Below are 24443 nucleotides of genomic sequence, written 5' to 3' on the forward strand. Positions count from 1 at the left end.
AACAAAACTACGCAATAAGATATCTAATTTTTTGTGATTTGTGTTAGGTGGTGTGATCTTCAGTTGTGGGGGTGCCACGTGGGAGTCCCACGTGGCACCCCCTCAGGCAGCCTCCAACCGCGCGAACGCCGCACCGTCCAGCCGCGCCCGCCGATGCGGACCCTTGGACTCAACGCCTCCGGCCCGCCCTGGCACCGGGCCTGCCGCCACTTCTCCACCGGCCGCCGCCCCACCCGCAGGCGACCCCGTCCACTAAACCGCCATGACCCATTAACCCCCTGGCCGGGAAACTTGGTCAATATGCGACGGGAGGCGCCGGCTCAGTCAGGCGGAGTGGCCCCTGGCCAACCCTTGGCTTCTTCCTTACCTGGGAGGCGTTTCACTTGAGGGCTCGGTTACCTATATTAGCAGGATGAAAGATTCTATAACTCACCGGCAGATTACGGATGTCGCGGCCAGGATATTCGGCGAGCTTGGCTATGACGGCGCATCACTGCACATGATCGCTGAAGCCGCCGGGACTGACGCGTCCACCCTCAGTCGAATCGCGGGCGACAAGCGCGCACTGTACTTGGACGTCATGCGCCAGGCGTACGAGATGGAGCAAGCCATGCTCGAGTCGTTGGCCGAGCGCGGCACGCGGGGACGAGCGGCGGTCCACCAGATGGTCGACGGCTACCTGGATTTCTATCTGGCGCACCGGGAGAATCGCACACTGTGGGTGCAGCGCTGGCTCTCGGACGCCGCGGACATCACCGAGCTGGAAGAACTTTACCTGTGTCCCATGTTGCGGGTCGCCGTCAACATGATGACCGAACCGGCTCGCCCCGACGTCGACCCCTACTACGTCGTCGGAACCTTGATCTGGACCATTCTTGGCTACCTGGGTTCGGGCACAGAGAAGTGCCGCCCTGCCGGATCGGACACTCCCAACGCCCCGGAAGCTGTTGAGAGTTTCCGCGTGCACCTGCACACGATGATGGACCGACTGCTCGCGCCATGACGGCCCCTAAGACCGCGTCTTGATTGGTGATTGCTCACGCGGATAGCGGCCCGACCATGGTCGAACGCGATGCCGTGACCGACAAGACCGAAGAAAAGAAGCGACGTTGGCCGTGTTTGCTATTCGCGCACTTCCCCAAGGACGGTCGCCACCTGATCTTCCCTGCCTCGTCCGAGGAGAAAGCCGCACGGGGCCGCTAACGGACGGTTGAAGTGCGACAGCCGCACTCGCATCGTCGAGCGCCTGCCATCACGCTGGCAGGAGAAGGTCTCAGATACCCCGATCAGCGACCCGCCCATCCCTGAAGGCTGTTTCAGCAACCGCCGCCTTGGTGGCCCTCGATGTGCCCCAGATCGGCCCGCACACCGCCCCGGCCCGCAAGGTCTATCGCGTGCGCAACCCGATGACCATCGGACGGTCTTTTTGCCAGCAAAAGTCACTGGAGCAAGCCCCCAGATGAAAGAGGTCATGGTTTTTGGGCTCACTCGGGTTGATTTTCGACAACTCACCCATAGGCCGAACCGGCGAGGGACGCGCACACCGTCGACGAGAGTTACTCCCCGCGCCATGCCGTCGGTGGGCGCCAAAGCTCAATTTCTCTCGCCGACCGGCATGAGGTCTGCGCGTTCCGACGGAACACCGACCGGTGCAGACGAGCCAGGACTTAGGTAGTGTGCAGGCGAACGCGGCCCTGGGTGATCCACATCGTGAAGGCGAACAGGAAGTCTCCACGCTCGGCCGACCGGTCCACCGAGACAAAGAAGCGATCGAGCAATTGTTTCGACACGAACATCTTCATCATATCGCGATTGAAGAAGGGGACTATCACACCCGCGTCCACGGGGGAAGTGAAGCGAAGCGTCACGGGGAGCACGGTGACGTCCCGTAGACCCGTCCGAATCATACGCGCTCGGGCGGTCCGGCCAGCCGACCGATCACGATCGGAGAGACGCCGAACGGCGAACATGTGGTCGACAAGTTCGGCTAGGTGCTCGAACCCATCCCCCACACAAGAGGCCCAGTCCGTGTCTATTACGCACACGCGGCCTCCCTCACGAGTCACCCTGACCAGTTCCCTCACCGCACTATCAGGATCTTGCAGGTGCTGTAGCACTCGTTCGCAACGAACCCCGTCGAAGTGACCTTCGGAAAAGTCTAGGGCGGTAACATCGCCCATCGTGTACGTGACCGGACCGCCATCGTCCCGAGACCGCGCGACAAGGATCGCGTCTTCGGACAGGTCCATGGCAGTGACCGACCCGTGCACCCCCACGCGAGTGGCGAGCTGCCGGGCGACCTCACCAGCACCGCATCCGGCGTCGAGCAGCCGTTCGCCTTGGGTGGGAGCGAAGACCTCGAAGGCCGCCGTTCGGACCCGCTGCATCTCCGGGTGCAGGGAGGCTCCATCGAGGTAGTCGGCAGCGAGGCGCCGCAGGTCTGCGGACGCGCTTTTAGCATTCGCGAAGGGGCTGTTAAAAGTTCCGGCGCTCATGCGAACAGCATCGCAGACGATCGGCGCCGTCATCCGCTGCCACGTCTGAGCGGCCGCAGGCCAGGACGACCCCTTCGTTTTGGGTCAGTGTCAACGGCCAGCAGTTCGTCCCCGCTGACGGCCAAATAGGTGGAGCGCTCGTGGCCGGTTAGCGGTCCCTAACGGCTGCCAGATATCGCCCATTTGTGGATGGTGGACTGGGTCAAATGAAGGGCTTCACCCCTGCCGCCCGGAGGCGGCTAAGGTGATCCGGAAGCTGTCACCCCGGGTGACGCCGATGTGGGCGTGGTGCATGAGCCGGTCGTTCGTGGCGGTGGCCAGGGGTCCTGGGCATGCTCTCCTCGAAGCCCGAGGGGTGAGGTTGGAGTTGACGGCCAGGGCACGGCGTCCGTAGGCGGGGCAATGGAAGCCTTCCGCAGCGTCCCTGGAGACAGGCAGGAGCCCGATGTCGTCGATGATCGTCAGGTCCGAGCGGGATCAACCGTTCGTGTCCCTTGCCGTGGTGAGGGCGTGGGCGGTCACGGCTGCATCGGCGCGGGTGATCGGTCCGGCGGGCCAAGCGGCGACAACGGTGGCCGTGCCGACGACCGCGGCCGCGAACAGAAATGACCACGGTATGCCGCCGGGCTGGTCGACGATGATGCCGGCGATCGCACCGCCGGCCGCGTTGGCGGCGACCGGAACGGTCACCAGCCATGTGCCGGCCTCGTTGCGCATGCCAACCGGCACGATACGGCCGACGATAGCCGTATAGATGGTCAATGTGGGGGCGATGGTGACGCCGCCGATCGCGAGCGCGACGCCGAGTGTTAGCGGGCCCGACACGACCGCCAGGAGCGCCGTGCTCAGCGAGACCGAGCCGAGGAGCCACCTGAACTGCTGTGGAAGCGACGCCCTCGGCCGCACCATGCCGTATCCGAAGCCACCCAGTCCCGAACCCAGTCCCCATACCGCGAGCAGGACACCCGCCAGCCCATCGGCGCCGGCACCCGCGTGCTGGGTCGCAAACGCCGGCACGGTGACGCTGACCGCGCCGAACGCCATGCCGAGGCTACCCACACAGACCAGCACCACGGCAAAGCCGGGCATCAGCAGCGGGCCCAGCCCTCGGGTCCTCGCGTCCGGCAATGCCGGACGCTGGCCGCGAACTGCGGAACCGCGCGTAAGAACCAGCGTCCCGACCAGGGTGGCCACCGCCGACCCGGCGACGGCGACAGCCGGCGAGGCGATCAGTACCAAGACTGCGACCAGGAGCGGGCCGGCCACGAACACCAGCTCGAACAATGAGGTTTCCACGGCCAGCGTGGCGTTGCGCAGGTGATGCCGACCGGTGTCGGCCTCGGTGAGGCCGATCCATGCACTGCGGATCGCCGCAGTCAGCGGCGGATAGGTCGCTCCGGCGAACATCGCCGCTGCCCAGATTAGCGGCATCTCGCCACCACCGGCCCCGAGCAGGAGCGTGGCCAGGCCGATCGGGTGGGCAACAGCGCACGCGAGCAGAATGGGTGCGGATCCGAGCCTATCGGCGAGACGCCCGACGATCGGGCTGACGAGCGCACCCGAAAGCGCGTAGCCACCGGCAGCGATGCCAGCGGAGGTGTATCGCCCGGTGACCTCCTCGACCAGAAGCAACAGGGCGAGAGGCGTCACGCCCATACCTAGGCGAGCGAGCACGCCAGCCACCAGCAGCAGGGGCGCTCCTGGCATCCGCCACACCGCCACGTAGTGCCGCAAGGTGGATCCCTCCGCGCGCTGCCCACTCCCACTTGCCCGTGGTCAACCGCCGCCCCAGAAGTGTTGTTCCGACAGTGACAGCGGGATTCCAGGTCGCGGCTTGTTACCGCCCCGGCAGCCTGCAGGACCTCATCACGATCGTGACCGCGCTGCGCAGGGCGGCAACGGGTTCCGGTCGCTGCACGAGGCGATCGACACCATTACCCCGGACGGCCGCCTGGTCTTCCACGTCTTCGCCGCGCAGGCCTAGTTCATTCGCGAGCTGATCGTGCAGGGCACCAACGAGTGCCTGGCCGACGCTCACCCCTCACGGCCGGTCCGGAGACCCTGGGATCCGGCGAGCCCGTGATCCCGGAGTCTCGGGCCTCCGAGACGGCTGGACGCGACACCGCCTTGATGCCGCCGGACATGCGTCGGGCGACATCACCGGGGCGTGTCACCTGGTGATGTCGCCCGTGGTATCCAGACATCAGGTGTCCCTACCGTTGAGACATCCGAGCTCGTAGGGTTCGGATCCCCCCGGAAGGAGCGGGTGTGGCTTTCAGGTGTCTGCTGCTGGTGTGGCTCACTTCGACTCGCCGCCCGCCCCGCTGCGCAGCCGCGCCCGGATCAAGATGATCCCGGCCACCATACCCAGCAGCGCGGGCTCTGCAACCACGCCGCCGCCGAAGGCGGCCCCGCGCCACCGTCAACGGATCACCGCTACACCTGACCCGGCTACTGAACAAACCTGCTCAGCAACGCCAAACGCCACGCCCGCACCAACATCGACTTCACCGTCACCATCACAACCGATACCCACACCGGCACCGGCACCGTGATCCTGCAGATCGCCGACGACGGCCCCGGCATCCCCACCCCAACGCCGAGCGATCTTCGACCGCTTCTACCGCGTCCCGACGCACGTTGCCTCCAAGATCGCCCGCACCCACGCCCACCACGGCACCCTCCACATCACCGACCACACCCCCAGCACCCAAAACACCCTTCGCCTCCCCCACGCATAACCTTTTCGACATCCGGTCCTTGTGGCACGGCGGTTGGAGGGTGTGGAGACCTGGTTCTTCCGTGGGGGTCTGGGGGATGCGGCCTCGGCACGAGTCCCCCACCCCCACTCCCAACCCGGCGGGCTCATGGCCCTTAGCCAAGTCCCCGAACCCATCGCCTGAAGATGCGCGCGGGGTTTCGCCGCGACCGCCGCCGGTGCCGGCCAGAAGAGAGAAACCTCAATCGCGGCGCCCGCTTGGATCCCATGAGCACAAACCCCCTCCTGCTCGATCTCCGGGATGGACAGCCCGCCCCGGCACTGTCCGTACGCACGGCTCACGCCTCGAGTTGCCACCCCACGCCCATTTCTGCCTCGGCACCTATGACCGAAACGCCAACTGGCAGGTCATGACACGTTGCCGATTCACCCCTGGCCAGCCGCGGTCCGGCAAACAAAACGCTCGGCTGGGCAGGACCCAGCCGAGCGTCATGTCAGGCACCTGGCCACGGCGCGGTGACCAGCAGTGGGCGCGCCCTCATAATCCTCGTTGGTTACGGGCGCGAGCTGCTGCCGCGTGCGGTCGGGTGCGGTGCCCCCTGCGGATTACCGCCAGGGCTGTCGCTGAGGAGAGTTCCACGCTGCCGTGGCGTCTCCCTCACGGAGAGTCTGGACTCGGTGGGCGACTTCGTCCCGGGCCCATGGCTCTGTGGCCGCCCTCCAGATGTAGCTGGACAGGCTGTAGATCTCGCGGAGCAGCATCAGGTGCTCAAAGCCTTCCCAGTCGCGAACGTCCCAGGCGTAGGACTGGGTGAACTGCTCCAGGTCGCTCTCGTCGTACCGTTTGAACCGCCGCGCGAAGTAGTGGATCTGGACGAGGTCCCATTCCCGGGGCCCGAGGGACACGCCATCCCAGTCGCCCAGAACAAGCCCGCCCCCCCACTGGAGGCGGAACAGATTCCCTGGGTGGGCGTCACCGTGGATCAGGCCACGTGTTTGCGCCGGAGCCAGCTCCTCCCAGTGCCTCCGCATCTGCCCGATGCGACCGCTCAGCCACCGCCGGTCGCCCTCAGCCATGCCGGTCGGGCTGTTCACCGCAGCGGCGGCATCGCTGAGCGGGTCGGTCAGCCGCCGCAACTCGAACGGCGGCGGGGCCTGGTCGTGCAACTGGCGCAAGACTTGGCCCAGTTCACTCCCGGACGGTGGACGGTCTGCGTCCAGGTCCAGGAGTTTCCATGCTGACAGCACTTTGTCCTCCCACAGGAAGGGAGAGCCGACCGGTTCTACGCACGGAAACCCGCACGAGCGCAGCCACCGCGTCACCTCCACCGAGGACGAGACGGCGTCCAAGCTCCCGGCACCGGCGACCCTGACCACGAGCCGTGCGGCCGGGAGCGCAACGACCAGGTTGCTCTGCAGATGCACCAAGGAGGCCTCGCTCACGTCCACCTGGAGCCGCCTGCCGACCTCGACGAGCGCAGTCGTCTGCAATCGGTCGAGAACAGCATCCCAATGTGTTCTGCCGGGCATCTCCACTCCCAACTCTAGTTTTTTGCCGAGCGCGAGCTCGGGTGCCGGCCTGAACACCGGCTGTAGTAAACCGTCGGGAACTCAATGTCGTTGGCAACCGCGACTTCGCCCCGGACCTGTCCGTTCCGGTCGAGCTGTCGAGCCGGGGCAGGCCAACCTGCCCGCCAACAGATTGGGCTGAACTTCGCAGGGCGCAGCCGTATCAGTACCAAACTGCAAAGGTTTCGGGCGTTGCATTGCTAATCACCTATGGTTCCTCGTCGTCCGGGTTCACGCTGGCTCGGGATTGCTGTCGGCCTCGCCGCTGCCTTTATCCGGACGAGCTCAGCGCCCGGGTCGAGCCGGGCCAGGTGCGCTGACGGCGCGCCGTCCACCTGGCAGCGTTGTGAGCTCAAAAGCTGATCACCATTCCAGCCCGGGCACGCGCTGGAACCCGGCCCGCGTGGCGTCGTCCTCCTGGCGGCCGCGCGGCCCCCTCGCTGTGGCGCCGCGCGGCTCCTTGGCCGGGAGGTTAGTGCAGGGGGCAGCATCTGCGCGGTTCCGGGGATGCCGCCACCGGACAGGGCGTCGATGACCAGGTCGACCGACCCGCGGAACCTCACCGCAGACGACGATCCGCCCCCGTGACGGGGACGACGATGGAATCCCGGCGTCGAGAGGGATGCCACGTGCTGCTAGCTCCACGACGCCGGTTGGCGACCGGCCCGCCTAACGCCGCGGCGATGCGAGTGCGCGACAGCCTTGCGGCCGCCGGTGCCGTGACTGCCAGGGGCTGCGACGTTTGCAGAAGTAGACGGGCATGGCGGTGTCGGCGGTCAAGCGGGCGTGTTCGGCCATCTCGTGGCCGCGGTCCCATGTCAGCGTTCGCCGCAGGTGGGGGTCGATCCGCAGAGCGGCGCGGGTGAGATGCGGCCGGACTTGGTGGGCTTTGATGCCGTCGGGGAGCGCGACGAGGCGGACCAGGCGGCTGGTGCGTTCGACGAGCGTGGCAATGGCTGAGGGGCGGGTTCCCATGACCAGATCGCCTTCCCAGTTCGCGCTGGCGGCCGGAACGGCTTTGAGCTTGCCGTGCCCGGAGTCGGAGACGGCGCCGAGCCAGTACCAGCACCGGTCCGCTTCGCGCCGATGGACGCGCTTGGTAGCGGCGGCGGGTGTCGGTGTAGTCGAGCAACTGCCGCCAGATCTCGCTCAGCACCGCCCCGCCGCGGCCTGGTCCGCTTGGCGCCGTGAGATCCCGCTTCGATGCTGTGGCGGTCGGTGCGGGAGTGAAGCGAGCGGAGGCGTGGGCCGCTCGGTTCCGTAGCCACGTTAGGGAGAAGGACGCCACGTCGGGCGGTCGTACCGGGCAAAGAGCCGCCCCGTACCACATGGGGTACGGGGCGGCCTGTGATCAGATCACGCGATCATGCGTGTTCTGCTGGCTACTCCGCCAGCCGCATCGGCGGCTGCGGCCCCTTCGGGGCCGGCGGGAGCGTGCGGGGGTCCGTGGGGGGCATGACGTGGACCATTGTCTCTACCTCTTCTTCTCTTGGGATTGCTCCAGCGACTCTCGCTGGCACAAAAGACCGTCCGATGGTGATCCATTCGCGCATGCACAGGGGCCTGGCGGGCCGCCAGGCATGCGGGCTAGCAGCAACGTGTCGCCCCCGCAGGCATGCGGGCTCTCCGAGGCCGGTCCCGGAGAGGCCACTCATGGCCACCAGGAACGCCTCCCGCGCTTTACCCAAACTGCTCTCAGTGTGACTGTTCGACCACGCTCAGACACATTCGGTAAGCGGCAAGGATCCTGTTTCGGTGGCTGCTGCGAGTCACCGAAACGGGGATCTGTTGAGGCTGTCATCGCTGTCGATCAACGGTAACGGCTGGTCGGCGGAGTCAACCCGCTACGAAACCGGGTGACCCGCAGGGCGGTCGCGGAGTTGTTCCAGCGCCGGGGTCTTGAGCCGGTCGGCCTCATCGACGATCAAGAGTTCGGCGTGGCGGCCGCAGGGGTGGGTAAGTCGGTGACGTCGCGGTCGGGATGCAGTGTGCTTTCGATCGTCCAGCTGAGTCGGTCGCGCAGGAACCCGACCTCCTTGTCCAGGATCCGCGGGGTGTTGTGGACTCTGGGTGTGTACACGATCGTGCGGGCCTGGAGGCATTGGCGGGGTGCTTCGCCGTAGTCCACCAACCGGAACTTGTCCAGGTAGGGGCCGTCACCTCCCATGCCGCGTAGCAACGGGCCGACAGCGTCTTGCCGACGCTTGGCGGCCCGAAGCACAGGCCGATGTAGCGGGACCGCTGGACGGCGGCGGCGAACTCGATGAACCGCCGGTGCTCCTTGGTCACCACGACGGTAGACGAGATGCCGGCGGCGCCTGCCCGGGGGATGGCACGGGATTGGCAACGACGGCTGCGGACGGCGATTGCGGGGGGCCGGAGCCCTGATCGCTGTCGTCAGGAGAGCTGGCCTGTTCGTCGGGCTCAACTGCATCATGCGCCGGAACACCCTGCTATGTACTCAGCTCAAAGTGGTCGGCGGCTGCCTGGGCACTCCCGTCCGCCCCTGCCTTAAAGCGAACAAGAAGGGGAGGGCCTGGCTGGTGCCAGGCCCTCCGAGTGAGGGCCTGGCTGGTGCCAGGCCCTCCGAGTGAGGGCCTGGCTGATACCAGCGCCCTGGTTGTAGCAGGTGACGGCGAATCCACCGTCATCTGTAGGTAGATTGACCGCTCGGACTCGAAGCGGACTATCAGAAATTCTGGGCCCCGACGGTCGTAGGCCTCGACATTTCCAGCCGCCTGCTTGCAGACGTCCAGCACGCCGGAGTTGCTTCAAGAGGCCCTTCCAAGGGCCTACTCGACCAGGGTCCCCTGGTCGACGATGACAGCCGGCTCCAGAGGACCTTCAGTGAAGATACGACGGGCGATGCGCACCTCGACCTCGGTGCCATGCGGGACGCGCACGGTGATCGTCTTACCCCAGTGGAGGAGAGCACTCCACCAGCCGCAGGCCACCAGGATCATCTCGTCATAGTCGCCAACGCAATTACGGGGCATACCGAACCCCCAGAAGGGACTGCCGAGGTCGACAGCCACGTCCGTGCGGTCCTCGGCAACGACACGCACGTCGGCGCGCCCACCGAAGATGATGACGGGGCGGCCCTGCTCCTGAAGGGGCTGGTACTTCTTGGTAACTCGCATGTCGAGCTCCCTGAGTGTGAGTGTCTGGATTGCGTGACGCACGCGCCGATGCGTACGAGCGTCAGTTTCTACCGTCCTGACCGTGACCTTGGCCGCAAGCCGATCACCTCTACACGCTTACCTGTACCTGGCTCTGCACTGGAGCCCGTACCGACAACGGGTTTCGGTCCAGGCACAGCGGGATGAGTCGGCGGCGTACACACGACCGGGGCGTTACCTCAACCGGCCGGTCACGCTCCGCGGCTGCAGCGCGATGGTCCCAAGCTCGCGCGCCAAGGCAGCGCTATCGATCTCGGCGTCACCTTAGCGACTCTCCTCGCCCTGCCAGATAGCGCCAAGACCTACCTGCCATCAATTGTCAAAAGTACTCCGGCGCCCGGGTGCAGGAGTGCGCCCGGCTGCGGGTGGAAGACGTCGCGGTGACCGCGCGGACCGGAACCGCCCGCCTGCACGGCAAGCGCGACCAGGTGCGCACCGTCCCGATCCCGGCGCCAGGCCGCGCCGGGATCGGGGACTACCTCGCCGAGCGCGGCCGCGCCAACGGGCTGCGGGCCGGGCAGCGCGAGGTCGCCGACCTGATCGAGCGCGCGTCCCCGTAGGGCCGGTCGCGCTGATGCTGGCGGCCACCATACGATCCAACGAATGGAGCCCGTAGGAAAAGCATCGCAACAACGGTTCCAGACCGCGCCCCACGGCGGGCGTGGGCGCCGGCGACCATAATCACCACTACGACCACAACCCAGGAGGCCGCCGCTCCTGTCCGCAGCGTCGAAGAGCACCCCACCCAGACGACGACCACGCCGAAACGGCGGCCCCGGACACGCCGTACCTGCGCCTGCCGATCGACCCGAATGAACCTACGGCGTCCTGGCTGGCGATCATCTAGCCCGGGCTCCGCCACGGTCGCCATTCAGGAGCCCGCGAGCGCGCCAGTGGAGCAAGACCCCCAGCAGGAGACCCGCCAGGCCGTCTCGGGAGTCGGCTGCACGCTTTGCCCTGGTGGGGGCGGAGATTGATTTCGGGTTGGTGTCCGAGGCCTCGCCTACCGGGGGGGTGGTGTTGTCGCCGGATCCGGTGATCCGGGCGGTGAACCGGACTTTCGAGGAGATGACGGGCTGGACCGGGCCGAGCTGATCGGCCGGGCCGCTTTGGAGGTGCCGCCAGGGGCGTCGGGGCCCTCCGGACAAGGTCAGGGGCGCCGCGACCGCCGCCGGTGCCGGGGCCAGAAGAGACAAACCTCAACCGCCTGGTCACGCTCAGCTCAGCGACCGGTCGGGGGAGGCGTTCCTCAACGAGAAGTACCGCCGTGCCGTCTGGGGCGGTACCCACGTCATACGGGGCCACACGATCCGCGGGGTCGGGTCTCACTGCTCGCGGCCGTCCAACCGGGTGATGGCGGCCGGGTCGATGCCGAGTTCGCGGGGCGATGGTGGCGTGTTCATGCGTTCTCTCCTTGCTGGCGGAACCCACCGGACCCATCGGACCTGTCGGGCGCGGGGTTCAGGTGCCAGAAGACGGTGGCGCGGGTGACGTCGAGGGTGTCGGCGATCTGCTGGAGGGTGTAGGCGCGTTCGCCGTTGGCTCCGCGTTCGTCGTACATCTTGCGGGCCTGGTCGATCTGAAGGTTGCTCAACGCGGTGGGGCGGCCGTCCTTGCGGCCGCGGGCCCGCGCGGCGGCAAGGCCCTCGCGGGTGTCCTCCACGATCAGTTCGCGCTGGAACTCATCGAGCCTGCCGTAGAGGCGGAACATCAGGAGGCCGGTCGGGCTCCCGGTGTCAATGCCCTGCGTGAGCACTTGAAGTTCGATCCCACGCTTGCGCAGGGCGTCGGTCAACTTCAGTAGGTTTTGCACGCTGCGCGCGGCCCGTGACAGACAGGTGATGACTAAGGTGTCGCCCGCGTGAACATACTCCAGCGCCTTCTCCAGCTCCGGGCGCCGATCCAGCTTCCCCGACCCCTCATCGATGAACACCTTGGTACAGCCCGCGGCCTCCAGCGCGTCGCGCTGGGAGTCGGAGCTCTGGTCCCGTGTGGACACGCAGCCGTACCCGATCCGTTCGCTCATTCCCGCCCCGTGGGGAATCCTGCGGAGGCTGCCCCCACCGCGTCGGCCGCATCGCCAAAGCCACCCCCACCCTGAAACTCCGCGAGACACATCACGCTAAAAAGGCTCCCTGCAGTCGCGGGCCCAACCCTGTCGATGCAGACCCCACAACCTTTCGTAACGACTGGTATAAGGCGTCATAACTCGGAATTCCGTAACTCGCACTCCCGAAGGTCGAGATCGTTCTGTAGTTTTCGGTCCCGTGGTCCAAGACCGGCTGTCGACAGGCGGCGGATGTGGGGTGTGCGACCAACCCGCCTGAGGTGAACGACGGGCAGGTCACAGAGTGACGGCTCCTCGGATGTAGATGGTGGCGGCGCCACTGACCCAGACCGTTCCGTCGGTGTCGGCGATGATCTCGATGGAACCGGCCCGTCCAAGACGCGCGCCCTGGGAGACGCGGTAGGTCGACGGCGCGCCGCCGGTGGCGGTGAGCCACTGCCCAACGGAGGCATTCATGCTTCCGCACACGGGGTCTTCGGCCACGCCGCAGCGAGGGGCGAAGCTGCGCATCTCGAAATGGTGATCGGATCCATCGGGGTAGGCTCCGATCGCGCCGATCATCTCATCCGGGATGAGAGACAGGTCGGGTTCGAGGCCGAGAACCTCCTCGGCCGTGGGCAACTGGAGAACCGCCCATCCAGGCCCGTTGTCGACCCACTGATGAGCGAGGATACGGTCGGGCTTCACCCCGAGCGCGGCGGTTAGCCGGGCCAGATACTCATCGTCAAGCGTGCCGGTTCGGATCAGTGGGGGCGCGGCGAAGGCCAGGCTGTTCTCGGTTCGGCGCACGTTGATGAGGCCCGCGGCGCACTCCTGCACGATGTGCTCGGCCTGCCGTGGTATGCCGCCGTTGTCTAGCCAGGCGCGAGCGGAACCGAGGGTAGGGTGTCCGGCGAACGGCAGCTCTTCATGCGGGGTGAAGATGCGCAGCCGATAGTCCGCTTCCGGTGTAGTGGGCGAAAGTACGAACGTGGTCTCGGACAGATTCGTCCAGCGCGCCAACCGCTGCATCTCCCCGTCGGTCAGGCCCGCCCCGTCCAGGACGACCGCGACCGGATTGCCGCACAACGGTTGGGTGGAGAACACATCGACTTGCGCGAACGAGCGCGCGTGGGGCATCGTTACGGCTCCCTTCTGAGATGCTGCGCGGGCACTAGGCGTCCCACGCGTCGGTTGCGTCTTCATTCCAGCCGATGCCGGCTCGGCCTGAACAGGGCCAATTGGGATCTGTGGAGTGCTCGAGCGGGCGACGCCACGTGCGGCGGGCTTGGCGCAATACTTGGGTGCTCCATCAGCACGGCGCCCGGCGAGGCGGACGATCGTGGCCCCCGCCCGTCCGGAGGCAGGTTTCCGTGGTGTCAGCCGAAAGCCGCTGCCCGCTACATACCGACAGTGAGGCTGGCCACCGCCGAGAGGACAGGTAGCGGCACCGTACCGCAGCCGTTGCCGGTAGCGGGACAGCAGATAGCTGGTGGCCACCACCCGAGACGAGTGGCTGCTGGATCGGCGCGGCAACGCCCGATCCAGCAGCCACTCGGGGAAGTGGGACCCGACCGCAGCTTGGGGATCGCCAGCCGACGGTCGGCGCGGGTGTCCCAGTTCCGGACCCGAGCCGTCACGCCGGTTGACCCGCTCGGCCCAACGGATCCACTAACCGGCCCCGCAGACCGTGTTTGCCTCGGCGACACGAGCGCCTCGGCCAGCGTCTGACCATCGACCGCAACACATCGGGCTCTCACACCCCGATCTGCTCGGCCAGCCAGCCCGCACCTTCCAGCTCCGCGATAACCCACAGCTCCCGGGCTTACCGCCGGTGGGTGTCGCCGCGGAGGCGGTCGAGCTCGTCTTCGATCGACAGGGAGTTGACGTGTTGTTGGAGGGTGGGCAGGAGCAGCCGGGCAAGGTCAGCCGAGGGCCACGCCTGGTAGGGGACGGGGCCCAGCAGCCGGCCTGCCGACCACAGCCGGGCCAGCATGACCGCCGCTGCTGCCTGCACCCGCTCGTCGTCGGCGGGGCTAGGGGTGGACCCGGACGGGGCCACGGTGCCGGGCTCGGCGGGGTCGAGTTCGAGTACGACGTTCTCGGCCTGGTTCAGCAGGTCGTCGCCGGATAGGCCGTCGTCGGCGTAGAGCCGAGTCAGATCGTCGGCTACCGTACTGGCCAGCAACCCGGCGCCCTGAACGAACTTGCCCAGCGCATCCGCCGTGGCGGGCACCGGGCGACGTCCGGCGGCGTTCAGCACCCGCCGATACGCGCCCAGCGCATCGATCGCCTCTTCGACCGCAAGGCTCGCCTCAGCCAGCTTGGCCCGAAGGTCATCCTCCAACTCACTCACCCCTCCAGCATGAACCCTCGCCCTCCGGGACCAACACCCCGCACCCTTACTGAGCAGCACCGATCAGTTGCCTAAGACGGGCGCATGTGTTGCGGCTTCACGAAACTCCCGCTTATGACGCTGGCGGTTCCTCATCGCCTTCGCCAGCAGCGGCGGCCTTCGACTTCGTCCAGGAGCGCGCAGCTCAGCGACGACGGCGCGGGCTTCCGCTGGCCTGGCCCTGGCAGCTGTCGAACTTGTCACAGATCCGCTGGACGACGTCGGCCAGAACGGTAGTGGTCAGGGGAGTCCGTCCACCTCGGCGACGGTGCCGTACCCGACGACGGCGGCATCCTGACCGTGCTGCGCGGCCAGGGGTAGCAGCGCCCGGACCTGGGCCTCGTTGAGCGTCGTGTCTCCAATTGGAGACAAAGCCTCGGCCAGCGGCCATGCCTGGATCAGCCGGTAAGCGTGTGCGCGGCCCATCTGCCAGCGCTGTTCGACGTACTCCTCGAACGTGGCGTGTGTCGTGCCGTACAGGCGGGCGTCCCGGATCGTCTGCAGTGCCTTGCCGGCGGCCCAGAACGCCAGGCGCAACCCGTGGATGGCCTTCTCGCACGCGGCCAGGTCCTGGCGTTCGGTGTCGACGAGGTTCGGGCTGTCGCTGAACGCCTCGTAGGGGGCCCGCTTTCGGGGGACACCACGAGCAACTCCTGGCGAGCGCGGGCGGCGGCCCCGACTTCACGGCTGCGGCCCGTCAGCCCCGGACCTTCAGGCCGTCGACGGCGATCGCGAGCTTGTAGAAGTCTTCGCGGGTGCGCAGCGCGGTGCCGCTGGAGGCGTACTGCGTGAACATGAGGCCCTTCTCGGCGGCGTTGGTGTGAATCTTGTATTTGCGGATCGGCTTGGGCGGCCGGGGGTAGCCGCGTTCGTCGATCCAGTTTTCGACCTTCTTCAGGTCGTCCTCGCCGTCGCGGGGGTCCCACCGGTTGATCACCACCAGGAACGGGATGCCGCGCGGCCGCAGGACGCGCTCGATGGTGTACTCGGTCGGGTCGAAGGACAGCCATTCGGGGTTGATGGGCACGATGGCCCGGTCGGCGACGTCCAGGACGGCGCCCAGCGCGTCGGCGGCGGCGCCGTGGTCGAGGGGACGCGGGAGCGTTCGGCTTCGGGGGCGACGTCCGTGAACCCGGGACAGTGGGGTCGCGCTTGAGTTGAGGGATCAGGGTGTTGTCGCCCTTGGTGGACAGTAGTCGAAGGGCAGGATGTCCTCGGCGACGGCGTCGGCCCACTTCTCCATCGAGCCTTGGGGGTCGATGCCGGGCGACGACGACGGGCGCGTCGTCGTCCGGTCCGTTGGGACGGCTGTTCTCGCCGATGACGGCGGCCAGGTTGACGGTGATCGTGGACTTGCCCACGCCACCCTTCTGGCTCAGGACTACGTCGACGATGGCGTGTGATCGTCTGGTGAGGGCATGGTCGGCCTCGCTCTCCGGTGCTTCCCGAATGTCGGTACTCGGAGACTGCGGTGTGAGGACACTCCAGGTTTTAATGTCGTTGGCCGGACGATCGCTGTTCAAGCGCCGACTTTCTTGACACGCGGATCCAGTTGGCCGCCGGGCGAACTCCTAGCAGGGTCGCAGAGATACCTGCCAGTGCAATCGCCCGTTCGGGGCCGACCAGATCTGATAGGACACCACCGCCCAGTGCGCCGAGGCCCTGGACGGTGATCAGGCCGGAGGCCAAGACGCCGAGTCCCCGCGCCTTGGCGTCGGGGTGCAGAAGGTTCACGAACGCGGCGTTGAGCTGGATTTGGTATCCGGTTGCGAGAGCGCCGGACGTCGCGAAGAGCAGGGCTGACAGCGGCAAGGGCGGGCCGAACGCGCATCCGAGCAATGGAAGGCCTGCCAAAAGCGCGCACGCCGCAAGGTTTTTGCTCCGTTCCGCCTCCGAAAAAAAACGGCTCAGGAGCAGTGCTCCGGCTACGCTACCGACCGGATCGCTCGCCATGAGGACGCCAACGCTGAAGGCGGTGTCATCGCCAAGGGCGTCGGCATACGGCGCCGCAGTCGCCTCCGGAATGATGTGGAAACCTGCCAGCCAGCACAGCGCGGTCAGTGACCGCAACCCCGTGTCGCGCCAAACCATTGCGACACCGCTCACCGGGACCACACCTCGGACAACTCCAGCGCGGGACGCAGAGACCGGCTGACGGCGCACGCCAAGGCGTACCAGCGCCGCCGCGCAGGCGAAGCTAACGGCGTTGATGGCCAATCCCCCGGACGGGCTGACCCACTGCGCGAGCACCCCTCCTGCCAGAAAGCCCGCGACCTGCGCCGACTGAATGGTCATCTGCCGCAGCGCCAGGGCGGTGACGTAATAATCCCCGATCAGCACATCCGCAAGGAGTGCCAATTGGGCAGCCTTGAACGGACCGCCGAGCAAGGTGACGAGGACGAGCAGCACGCACAAGCCCGTCAACGGCACGCCCGGTATCGCCATCAAGCCCACCAGTGCCGCACGCAGCAGATCGACAACCACGATGACCTCGCGCCGCGGATAACGATCGGCGAGCCCGCCCAGCACCACACCGCCCACCAGCGACGGCAAGAAGGTCAGAGCGAAGGTCAGGCCGGCAAGTAGCGCCGAGGAAGTCCGCCGGTACACCAGCACGGCAAGGGCGACTCTGGCGACCTGATCGCCTACCTGAGACAGGAGTTCCGCAGCCCAGAGGGCCCGGAACTCCCGGACCGCGAGCACTGTACGAAAAGTCACGCCGAAGGCCGCCTTCCAGGCGAATCCCGCCGCTTCCTCACCCATTGCTGAAGGACGCCCGCCGGAGGCGGGCGTCCTTCAGCGTGGACGCGAACTCACATGTCTCGGTTCCGCATGATTCCTCCTGGGCGATGAGGGGCCTTCACTCCTGACCGTCCATGACTGTTGGTCTTTGGCAACCCGCCTGTCCGGGAGGCACAGAGCCTGTCGATGAGCACGCGACTCGGCTGGGTCACGACCAAACTGGTCACCAAATCCGTGCGGGTTACAAGGACCGAACTGATCACGGTGCGGGTCCGGGACGGACAGGCCCCTTCCGATCCTTCCCAAAGGCCGAGACCATCGATGAGGGCGGCTGAGCCTGCGCGCGGTCGGGGAGTATGTCACCAGCTGGGGTGCGCGTTGAGACACGCTCCGGAAGCGGGAGGTGACCGAACAGCAAGAGGGAGCGGCACCTGAGGGGGTGCAAGCATCGGAGGCCGGACGCTGATTTGTCTCTCGGTGTTGCTGGTTTTGTCATCTCGGCGTTTGACCAAGCCTGGTCCTTTACAATGTAGATCCGCTAGTGCGCGTCACCGCTCGTGGCACCCACCGGGTCCCGCTGACCGCACTCGTGGCCGTGAAGCCCCGCCAGCGTCCCCGACTGATCGACTGAACCAATGCTTACCGCGGCCGAGAAGACGAGGGTTCGACGAAGGCGACTACCGCCGCTTACTGGACGTTCCCACCAGCAATTCGGCGGACCGATCGTCGTCGTGTGGGACAACCCCAACACCCACCGTTTGGCCCGGATGCGCTGCTACCTGGCCGTCCGGGACTGGCTCACCGTCTTCTACCTGCCGCCCTACGCCCTGAACTCAACCCGGTCGAAGGCGTCTGGGCACATCTGAAACGGCTCCTGGCCAACCTCGCCAAGCAAGTTGGGTAACCAAAAGCGGAAGAATAGTCGATCGGCCTGAGCGACTGCGACAGATTACCCAGGCTAAAGCCGACCGAGGCGCAAAAAAACGAATTCGGGCCGCGTTCATCTTTGGGGGCGGGTCACCGAAAGACGTAATGGCGGGAGCGCCACCACTTGGCCGTCAAGTCTAATTCGCGCAAACTAAAGTGTCGACGCGGTGCAGCAAGTGTGGGCAGGTGCGGGCGGCGTCGGCGATTTATGCGGCACGCTTAACGAACGCGGGTTGGTCTTTCGGCCGCGCCCTGGCGGAGGCCCCGGCCAGGGCTACGGTAGCTGCAGAGACGTTCCTCACCCCCGGAGATACCACGCTACCCACTGGTCGCGGCTCAGTTCTACGCGGCGTCGCCGACGCGCAAGGTTGTGCGCTTCCTCTAGAGTAGAGGTAATCGAGTCACTACAAATCAAAAAGGGGAAACGCGATCATGTACACCTCCACTCCAGCTCCCCGCTCGAACGTCCGCCGGCCCCAGAGGCCCACCTACCGGCCCCTTGCAGCGGGTCATGGCGGAGGTGCTCGGAATCCGCGGCGACTGCGCGTGGCGGGGAAATCGATCGCGGCCCGGCCATCCACCCAGGTCAACGCCGGTCAGTTGTCGATGCCCGACCAGATCGACACCGAGCGCACCATGCTCTTGACCGAGCTGACGCGTATCGACAACAAGTCCAGCATGTTCATGGCGCTGGCGCTGGGTGGAGCCGTCGCTGGCTTCACCACGTTCGACAAGGCCGGAAGGCTCGCGCAGGTCTTCGGCCAGACGGCCGGAGTGTTCTTCGCGATCGCCGTCCTGGTCCTGCTGATCAAAGTGGCCTGGCCGTCTCGCCCGAACGCCATGGCGACCTTCATCGTCTACGCCGCTTTGGGCCCTGGCCAGCTCATCGCGTTCTTGCGGGGCAAGCACCAGTACACCCCCCCGGGCAAGAGCGACAAGGACAAGGCGCCCCTCACGTTCGACGAGGTGCGCGAATCCGACATTCAGATCAAGGGCAAGTTGGTGGGCATCAAGTTCTTCTGCCAAAGGCTTGCGATCACCAGCATGACGCTCGGCGTGACCGCGCTCGGCGCGGCCGGGCTGTCCTAAGGGGTGCGGTCTCCGGACTGCTTCCCAGGGCGGAACCGACCACGTTCCGCTCTCACCACCTCACATGCACCTGGCTGCGGGGGAGGAACCTCTCCCCCGCAGCCTCTTGAACACGTACCGCTGCTTGACCGGGGTGATCTGTAGTACGTGTCTACGGGGTTCCCGTGTTCCGGTGTCCTGGTGGGGTGTCTTCGGCGCGAGGCGGCGGGTGGCGGCCACGACAATGTTGCCGCGCTGGTGCTTGGGGCTCACCGGGCCTCCCCAGACACCTCGAGGAGTTCGGTGGCCGCGTCGGCGTAGGCGGTCCCTGCGGCCGTGACGGGCGCGCCATGCGCCTGGGCGTACAGCTCCACCCGGGGGACCTGGGTCTTCAGCAGGTGGTAGCCCTGGGCGGTCAGCGCGTCGACGGCCTGGCCCGTGCTGGCGGCGTTGGCGACCGTGCGGTTCAGCAGCACGCACACGGTCAGCGGCTCGGCCCGAAGCGGCTCGATGTCGGCGATGACGGCCAGCTTGGGCGCCATCCGGTCGACCTCGCTTGTGGTCGGCATGACCGGGACGACGGCGACGCGAAGCGCTGAGATCGCGATGCCCTGGTGATCCTCGATGGGCGGAGAGTCGATCACCACGACGTCGTAGCCCTCGGCGAGTTGGGGCAGGATCTTGCGCAGATCCCGCGACGGGCTGGGGATGAAGTCGAAGGGGCCCCCGGATTCCGGGCGTCCCTTCGGCCCTGGAACCAAGTCCGTCGAACTCGTCGGGTGCGTACTTGGGCTTGGCGCCGCCCAGGTCGGCATCGATCAGTCCCCTCGCCGGCGGACGGGACCCTCACTCCTGGTCCAGTAGGCATCGTGGTCGACGTAGTACGCCACAGCGTGCAGAATCAGATCCGTGTCCCGGACGTTGACCTGCTGGAAGAGGTTGTCGATGATGCCTTGGATCTCGTCCTTTCCAAGCACCGTCTGCCAACCGCGTGCAGCAGCCTCGCCGGGAATGTCCTCCTCGGCGCCGAGCTCCCTGTCATCGACAAGGCAGGGCTCATCGGGAGAGCCTGGGCCTCCGCCAAAGCAGACGAAGTGATCCGAGCCAAGGGTATGCAGGGCGCCGATCACGTCACCCCAGGTGGTCAACCAGGGCATGTCTTGTGAGCCGTAAGGTCGTTGGACCACGTTGGGGGTCGCCGCGAAAGCGTTGTTCATGGGTTCATGATGCGGCGGATCCACGAGGTACGAGCAGCTTTGGCCGCCTGGGAAAGTGCCGCCTGGGGTGCCATGAGGTCGAAGCCGTGAAATCCGCCGGACCAGACGTGGAGTTCTGCTTGGCCGCCGGCGCTCCAGATGGCTGAGGCGTAGGCGATGTTTTCGTCGCGGAAGGTTTCGGCGGATCCCCCGTAGATGAACGCTGGCGGCAGGCCGGACAGGTCGGTCGCCCGGGCGGGTGCGGCGTACGGGGGGACATCGGGTCTTCCGCGTTCGTCGCCGAGCAATGCTGTCCAGCCGGTCTGGTTTGATGTGCGGTCCCACATACCGCGGCCCGCCATCTGGACGGCTGAGGGGGTGTCGTTGCGGTCGTCGAGCATTGGGGCCGCCAGCATCTGGCCTGCCAGGGCGGGCCCGCCGCGGTCGCGTGCGAGGAGAGCCGTCGCCGCCGCGAGGCCGCCTCCGCTGCTTGCGCCGGCGATGATGACGCGGTCGGAGTCGATGTTCAACTCGGTCGTGTTCCTCGCGACCCAGAGCAGACCGGCGTAGCAGTCTTCGACTGGAGCGGGATGGGGATGCTCGGGTGCGAGCCGATACTCCACGGAAATGACCGCGGCACCTACCGGGGCGGCGAGATCGAGCATGTCAGGCATGGCGGTGCGCCGATCGCCGAGGATCATCCCGCCCCCGTGGGTGTGGTATATGGCCGGCGTCGGTGTCGCGGCGTGGGCCGGGCGGCAGATGAGCAAGGTGATATCAGGGTCGCCGGGCGGTCCGGGCACAGTCCGCTCGAAAACCTCGTATGCGCCACCGCGGCGCAGCTCGTCGTTTGACATGGGTCCTAGTCCAGGGGGACCCGAACGAATTGCCGGGATCATGTCCGGTGTGATCGACGGGGGGATCGCCTCGGCGATGATGGCGAGCACCTCCGCCAACTCGGAGTCGAACGGAGGTGGAGGGCCGATTTGGTCAGGGGACGCGGGGTTGGTACTCACGTGTGTTCTCCGGTCGCGGGGTGGCAGCGATACCTGGGGGCAAGGTGTCGTGCCAGGTGGCTGGGGCGGCCTGATCGCACGCGCCTTCGGCGAGTGCGTTGCCAGTGCCGGAAGGTTTCCTTCGCGGCACTTGTAAATGCAACCAGAGAGTTGCACATGAAGCTTCGCATGTGCAACGTCGGACCGCATCACCCTCTCCCGTTCCGGTGCGGCAGTCCCACTACAGCATGCCGACCAGAAGCGCCCCTCGTTGCGCAACCCTGGGGTTGCGCAACAAGGGATGACGTGCAACCATTAGGTTGCAACCCTCAGCCTAGGGAGACTTGCCGATGAGTGATGACCGTATTGAGCGCGACACGCTGATCGCCGCATCGTTGGAGCGGGTTTGGTCCCTGGTGACCGAACCCGGGTTCTGGGTCTCAGAGGAAGCGAGCATCTGGAAGGGCGATGACGGGCGCCTGAACGGCAGGGTGGCCAGCGAGGGCGAGTCGATGAGGGCGAAGAACCCCAATCTCGGCGAGGTCGCCGTGCGTGTGGAGAAGGTCGAGCCGACCACCTATGTGGCTTACCGCTGGTCCAGTGCGTTTCCCGGTGAGGAACTGCGCGAGGACAACAGCACTCTGGTGGAATTCACATTGAGCGTCGAAGACGGCAAGACGCGGCTACACGTCGCCGAGAGCGGCTTCGCGGCGCTAACTGGATCGGAGGCGCTGCGTGAGGAGGCCTTCCGATTCAACACTGACGGGTGGCCTCAGGTGTTCCAGGCTGTCATGAACCGCGCCGAACAGGCAGGATGAACACCAGGCAACGTCTTGGCCCCGTCGAGGAGATCGGCGACATCTGCGGCGCCCTGGCCGATCCGACGCGACGCGCCCTTCTCGACCTGCTCGCCGCGAAGGGCGGGGCCACTGCGACAACGCTCGCCGAAGGGCTGCCCATCTCGCGACAGGCGATTGTTAAGCACGTCGCCGTCCTGGACGCCGCCGGACTTGTCACCAGTAGCCGTATCGGACGGGAGGTCCGATACACGGTGCGGCCCGCCGCGCTGGACGCGACTGCGCGGCGGATGGCTGCGGTCGCCGCAGGTTGGGACGGACGGCTCGCGATGATCAAACGTGTCGCCGAGGCGGCCGTAGAGGAAGATCGCTAGCCCCATTCTGCTCGACCTGTGCCAGGTCCTCCGACCACATTAGATGCCGCCTCAAAGGCACTGGTCTGAACGGCTCATGGGTATACCCGCGCACTGCGGAGTGCACTGTGAGCCTGCCACAAGACCGAGCCAAGCGGCGCGAGCCGTGCTGCCCGGCCCACGGAGACGGCTCCGGGGAGACTCCCCGACCGGCCGGGCTGCTTGCGCCAGACGGGTTCGACAACGTGCCGACATGGACTCTGACACCGCCTACTCCGAGGATCTTCCGAAGGAAACCTTTCATGACTACTGACAACGCCCGGCCCCCGACTGGCAAGCCGACCCGTTTCACCGGGCGGCAACGGCTGATCCTCCTCGTCTTGCTCGGCGCCGGTTTCATGTTGTCTGTCGACTTCTCCATCCTGAACGTCGCGCTACCGAAGGTGGGCGATGGTGTAGGGCTGAGCCGTGCGGCTCTGCCTTGGATCGCCTCCGCCTACGCCCTGCCCGCAGCGGGCTTTACCCTCCTATGCGGACGGCTGGGCGACCTCTTTGGCCGTCGCCGGCTATTCCTGGCGGGCACGGTCTTGCTGACCGCCGCCTCTCTGCTTGGCGGCCTCGCGACCAACCCCGCGATGCTCCTTACGGGCCGGGCGCTGCAAGGCCTGTCCACCGCCCTGACCATTCCGGCCTCACTATCCCTTCTCACCACTACCTTTCGGGAGGGCGCCACACGTGACCGCGTTCTAGGGTTCAACGGCGCGCTGCTGTCCGGCGGCTTCACCATCGGCGCGCTTGTGGGCGGCACCCTGGTGAGTCTGTTGAGTTGGCGTTCGGCGTTCCTCATCAATGTGCCGGTCGCCGTGGCGATCCTCGCGCTCACCCCGTTCCTGATCAGCGAGAGCCGGGTGCCGGGCCGGGTCCGGCTTGATGTGCCCGGAGCGGTCACCGTGACCGGCGGCCTGCTGGCCGCCGTCTATGCGGTCATCGAGAAGGACATCTTCGCGGGCGCCGCAGGCGCCCTACTACTGATGGCGTTCTGGCTGATCGAACTGCGCTCCCCCGCAGCGCTCGCGCCCGTCCGAATCCTCCGCCGCCCCACCGTCAGATGGGGTAACTACGCCGGGCTCGTCGTGTTCAGCATGGAGACCTCCATGATCTTTATGATGACGCTGTACCTGCAAAACGTCCTGGGCCTCGGCCCGCTCGCCACTGGCCTGGTCTTCGGCGTTCCTGGCCTGGCGGCGGTCCTCGCCGGACCGGTCGCTGGCCGTCTTATCGGACGCCGCGGTTATCGCACGGTACTTCCCTTGGGCCTTGCTGTGCAGACCCTCGCCACGATCCCGCTGATCTTCCTCGGCTCCGGTCGTATCGGACTCGCCGTCCTGGTTCCGGCGCTGCTCATCAGCTTCTTCGGACATGTGACGTCCATCGTCGCCTACACCGTTATCGGCACCTCGGGCCTGCCGAACGGGGAACAGGGCCTGGCCACCGGCCTCACCACCATGACCCAGAATGTCGCCATCACCATCGGCATCCCGATCATGAGCGCCATTGCCGCTACCCGGGTCTCTGAACTGAATGGCATCCACCTGGCCCTGACTGTGAACGTGCTCTTCACCCTGGCCAGCGCCGCACTCGTATGGATCGGTCTTCGGCCTCGCCCAGACCATAGCGCAGCCACCTCGACACCACCGGCCGCTGCCGAGGTCCAAGGCTACTGAGCTCTTCGTTTCAGTTGGTGGAGAGTGCCGGGTGAAACTCGCCTTGATGACGGCGATCAGTCGGGCAGTGGAGCGTTGTATCAACCCGCCTTAAGAGGTCATAACAATATATGCGCATGTGATGCGACATGGCGTGATGTCGGGGTGTGGTGTGGGCGGGTGTGTAAGGGCGAGTAACCCCCGTGGGTCGCGTGTGACGGCCTGTGGGAGCGGGTTGAGTCGCTGCTGCCGAGGGTG

At 66.5% G+C, this 24443-nt stretch carries 24 protein-coding genes and 1 pseudogene; 9 read left to right on the forward strand and 16 right to left on the reverse strand.

What is annotated here, in order from left to right; genetic code table 11:
- The first annotated feature begins 412 nt into the window (after positions 1–412).
- Both AB0C84_RS42520 and AB0C84_RS42525 read left to right on the forward strand, forming a co-directional pair.
- The gene (locus tag AB0C84_RS42520; protein ID WP_361077632.1) at positions 413–1003 is read left to right on the forward strand and encodes a TetR/AcrR family transcriptional regulator; all 591 of its coding nucleotides are present in this window, start codon (positions 413–415) and stop codon (positions 1001–1003) included.
- A gap of 56 nt (positions 1004–1059) precedes the next feature.
- Positions 1060–1203, forward strand: coding sequence for a hypothetical protein (locus AB0C84_RS42525; RefSeq protein ID WP_361077635.1), 144 nt, complete (start codon positions 1060–1062; stop codon positions 1201–1203).
- A gap of 464 nt (positions 1204–1667) precedes the next feature.
- Here AB0C84_RS42525 and AB0C84_RS42530 read toward each other — a convergent pair whose 3' ends face one another.
- The 7 genes and pseudogenes from AB0C84_RS42530 to AB0C84_RS42560 form a co-directional block, all read right to left on the reverse strand.
- Complete coding sequence (locus AB0C84_RS42530) at positions 1668–2495, reverse strand: methyltransferase domain-containing protein (protein WP_361077638.1); 828 nt, start codon at positions 2493–2495, stop codon at positions 1668–1670.
- 216 nt (positions 2496–2711) lie between these two features.
- The gene (locus AB0C84_RS42535; protein ID WP_361077693.1) at positions 2712–2960 is read right to left on the reverse strand and encodes an ATP-binding protein; all 249 of its coding nucleotides are present in this window, start codon (positions 2958–2960) and stop codon (positions 2712–2714) included.
- Between the two features lie 12 nt (positions 2961–2972).
- Positions 2973–4229, reverse strand: a complete 1257-nt coding sequence (locus AB0C84_RS42540) for an MFS transporter (protein ID WP_361077641.1) — start codon at positions 4227–4229, stop codon at positions 2973–2975.
- A gap of 1591 nt (positions 4230–5820) precedes the next feature.
- Positions 5821–6801 (reverse strand): aminoglycoside phosphotransferase family protein, encoded by a 981-nt coding sequence (locus tag AB0C84_RS42545; RefSeq protein WP_361077643.1) that lies wholly within the window; start codon positions 6799–6801, stop codon positions 5821–5823.
- A gap of 651 nt (positions 6802–7452) precedes the next feature.
- Positions 7453–7767: pseudogene (locus tag AB0C84_RS42550) on the reverse strand (DDE-type integrase/transposase/recombinase); the annotation flags it as partial.
- 940 nt (positions 7768–8707) lie between these two features.
- The gene (locus tag AB0C84_RS42555) at positions 8708–8911 is read right to left on the reverse strand and encodes a hypothetical protein (protein WP_361077646.1); all 204 of its coding nucleotides are present in this window, start codon (positions 8909–8911) and stop codon (positions 8708–8710) included.
- A gap of 664 nt (positions 8912–9575) precedes the next feature.
- On the reverse strand, positions 9576–9923 hold the full coding sequence (locus AB0C84_RS42560) for a hypothetical protein (protein WP_361077649.1): 348 nt from the start codon (positions 9921–9923) through the stop codon (positions 9576–9578).
- A gap of 380 nt (positions 9924–10303) precedes the next feature.
- Here AB0C84_RS42560 and AB0C84_RS42565 point away from each other — a divergent pair, with 380 nt between their 5' ends.
- Entirely contained in the window at positions 10304–10522 is a 219-nt protein-coding gene (locus AB0C84_RS42565) for a hypothetical protein (protein ID WP_361077652.1), read from the forward strand.
- An 839-nt stretch (positions 10523–11361) separates the two neighbouring features.
- Here the strand turns inward: AB0C84_RS42565 and AB0C84_RS42570 are convergent.
- The 5 genes from AB0C84_RS42570 to AB0C84_RS42590 form a co-directional block, all read right to left on the reverse strand.
- On the reverse strand, positions 11362–11988 hold the full coding sequence (locus tag AB0C84_RS42570) for a recombinase family protein (RefSeq protein ID WP_361077655.1): 627 nt from the start codon (positions 11986–11988) through the stop codon (positions 11362–11364).
- 318 nt (positions 11989–12306) lie between these two features.
- Positions 12307–13149, reverse strand: a complete 843-nt coding sequence (locus AB0C84_RS42575; RefSeq protein WP_361077658.1) for a PhzF family phenazine biosynthesis protein — start codon at positions 13147–13149, stop codon at positions 12307–12309.
- 685 nt (positions 13150–13834) lie between these two features.
- Entirely contained in the window at positions 13835–14365 is a 531-nt protein-coding gene (locus tag AB0C84_RS42580) for a hypothetical protein (RefSeq protein WP_361077661.1), read from the reverse strand.
- 279 nt (positions 14366–14644) lie between these two features.
- The gene (locus tag AB0C84_RS42585; protein WP_361077664.1) at positions 14645–14941 is read right to left on the reverse strand and encodes a hypothetical protein; all 297 of its coding nucleotides are present in this window, start codon (positions 14939–14941) and stop codon (positions 14645–14647) included.
- 160 nt (positions 14942–15101) lie between these two features.
- Entirely contained in the window at positions 15102–15431 is a 330-nt protein-coding gene (locus AB0C84_RS42590) for a hypothetical protein (RefSeq protein ID WP_361077666.1), read from the reverse strand.
- Between the two features lie 181 nt (positions 15432–15612).
- Here AB0C84_RS42590 and AB0C84_RS42595 point away from each other — a divergent pair, with 181 nt between their 5' ends.
- Complete coding sequence (locus AB0C84_RS42595; protein ID WP_361077668.1) at positions 15613–15807, forward strand: hypothetical protein; 195 nt, start codon at positions 15613–15615, stop codon at positions 15805–15807.
- An 88-nt stretch (positions 15808–15895) separates the two neighbouring features.
- Here AB0C84_RS42595 and AB0C84_RS42600 read toward each other — a convergent pair whose 3' ends face one another.
- Entirely contained in the window at positions 15896–17167 is a 1272-nt protein-coding gene (locus AB0C84_RS42600; protein WP_361077671.1) for an MFS transporter, read from the reverse strand.
- Positions 17168–17877: 710 nt separating this feature from the next.
- Between AB0C84_RS42600 and AB0C84_RS42605 the strand changes: the two genes are divergently transcribed.
- Positions 17878–18012 carry a hypothetical protein gene (locus AB0C84_RS42605; protein WP_361077673.1) on the forward strand — a complete coding sequence of 45 codons (135 nt, stop codon included), beginning with the start codon at positions 17878–17880 and terminating at the stop codon, positions 18010–18012.
- A 607-nt stretch (positions 18013–18619) separates the two neighbouring features.
- Positions 18620–19162, forward strand: a complete 543-nt coding sequence (locus AB0C84_RS42610) for a hypothetical protein (RefSeq protein WP_361077675.1) — start codon at positions 18620–18622, stop codon at positions 19160–19162.
- A gap of 248 nt (positions 19163–19410) precedes the next feature.
- Here the strand turns inward: AB0C84_RS42610 and AB0C84_RS42615 are convergent, their stop codons facing one another.
- The 3 genes from AB0C84_RS42615 to AB0C84_RS42625 are packed head-to-tail and all read right to left on the reverse strand — an operon-like array spanning position 19411 to position 21194.
- A complete protein-coding gene (locus AB0C84_RS42615) occupies positions 19411–19902 on the reverse strand; it encodes a ParA family protein (protein ID WP_361077678.1) in 492 nt (163 codons plus the stop codon).
- Between the two features lie 57 nt (positions 19903–19959).
- A complete protein-coding gene (locus tag AB0C84_RS42620; protein WP_361077681.1) occupies positions 19960–20358 on the reverse strand; it encodes a hypothetical protein in 399 nt (132 codons plus the stop codon).
- The gene (locus AB0C84_RS42625; RefSeq protein WP_361077683.1) at positions 20355–21194 is read right to left on the reverse strand and encodes an alpha/beta hydrolase; all 840 of its coding nucleotides are present in this window, start codon (positions 21192–21194) and stop codon (positions 20355–20357) included. Before AB0C84_RS42625 ends, AB0C84_RS42620 begins: the two co-directional genes overlap by 4 nt.
- A gap of 488 nt (positions 21195–21682) precedes the next feature.
- Here AB0C84_RS42625 and AB0C84_RS42630 point away from each other — a divergent pair, with 488 nt between their 5' ends.
- From AB0C84_RS42630 to AB0C84_RS42640, 3 genes are all read left to right on the forward strand, one after another.
- Complete coding sequence (locus AB0C84_RS42630; RefSeq protein ID WP_361077685.1) at positions 21683–22150, forward strand: SRPBCC domain-containing protein; 468 nt, start codon at positions 21683–21685, stop codon at positions 22148–22150.
- Positions 22147–22503, forward strand: a complete 357-nt coding sequence (locus AB0C84_RS42635) for a metalloregulator ArsR/SmtB family transcription factor (protein ID WP_361077688.1) — start codon at positions 22147–22149, stop codon at positions 22501–22503. Before AB0C84_RS42630 ends, AB0C84_RS42635 begins: the two co-directional genes overlap by 4 nt.
- Before the next feature lie 281 nt (positions 22504–22784).
- On the forward strand, positions 22785–24206 hold the full coding sequence (locus AB0C84_RS42640) for an MFS transporter (RefSeq protein WP_361077690.1): 1422 nt from the start codon (positions 22785–22787) through the stop codon (positions 24204–24206).
- Positions 24207–24443: the final 237 nt, after the last annotated feature.

This window comes from Actinomadura sp. NPDC048955, from assembly GCF_040649435.1.
Taxonomy (GTDB): domain Bacteria; phylum Actinomycetota; class Actinomycetes; order Streptosporangiales; family Streptosporangiaceae; genus Spirillospora; species Spirillospora luteofluorescens.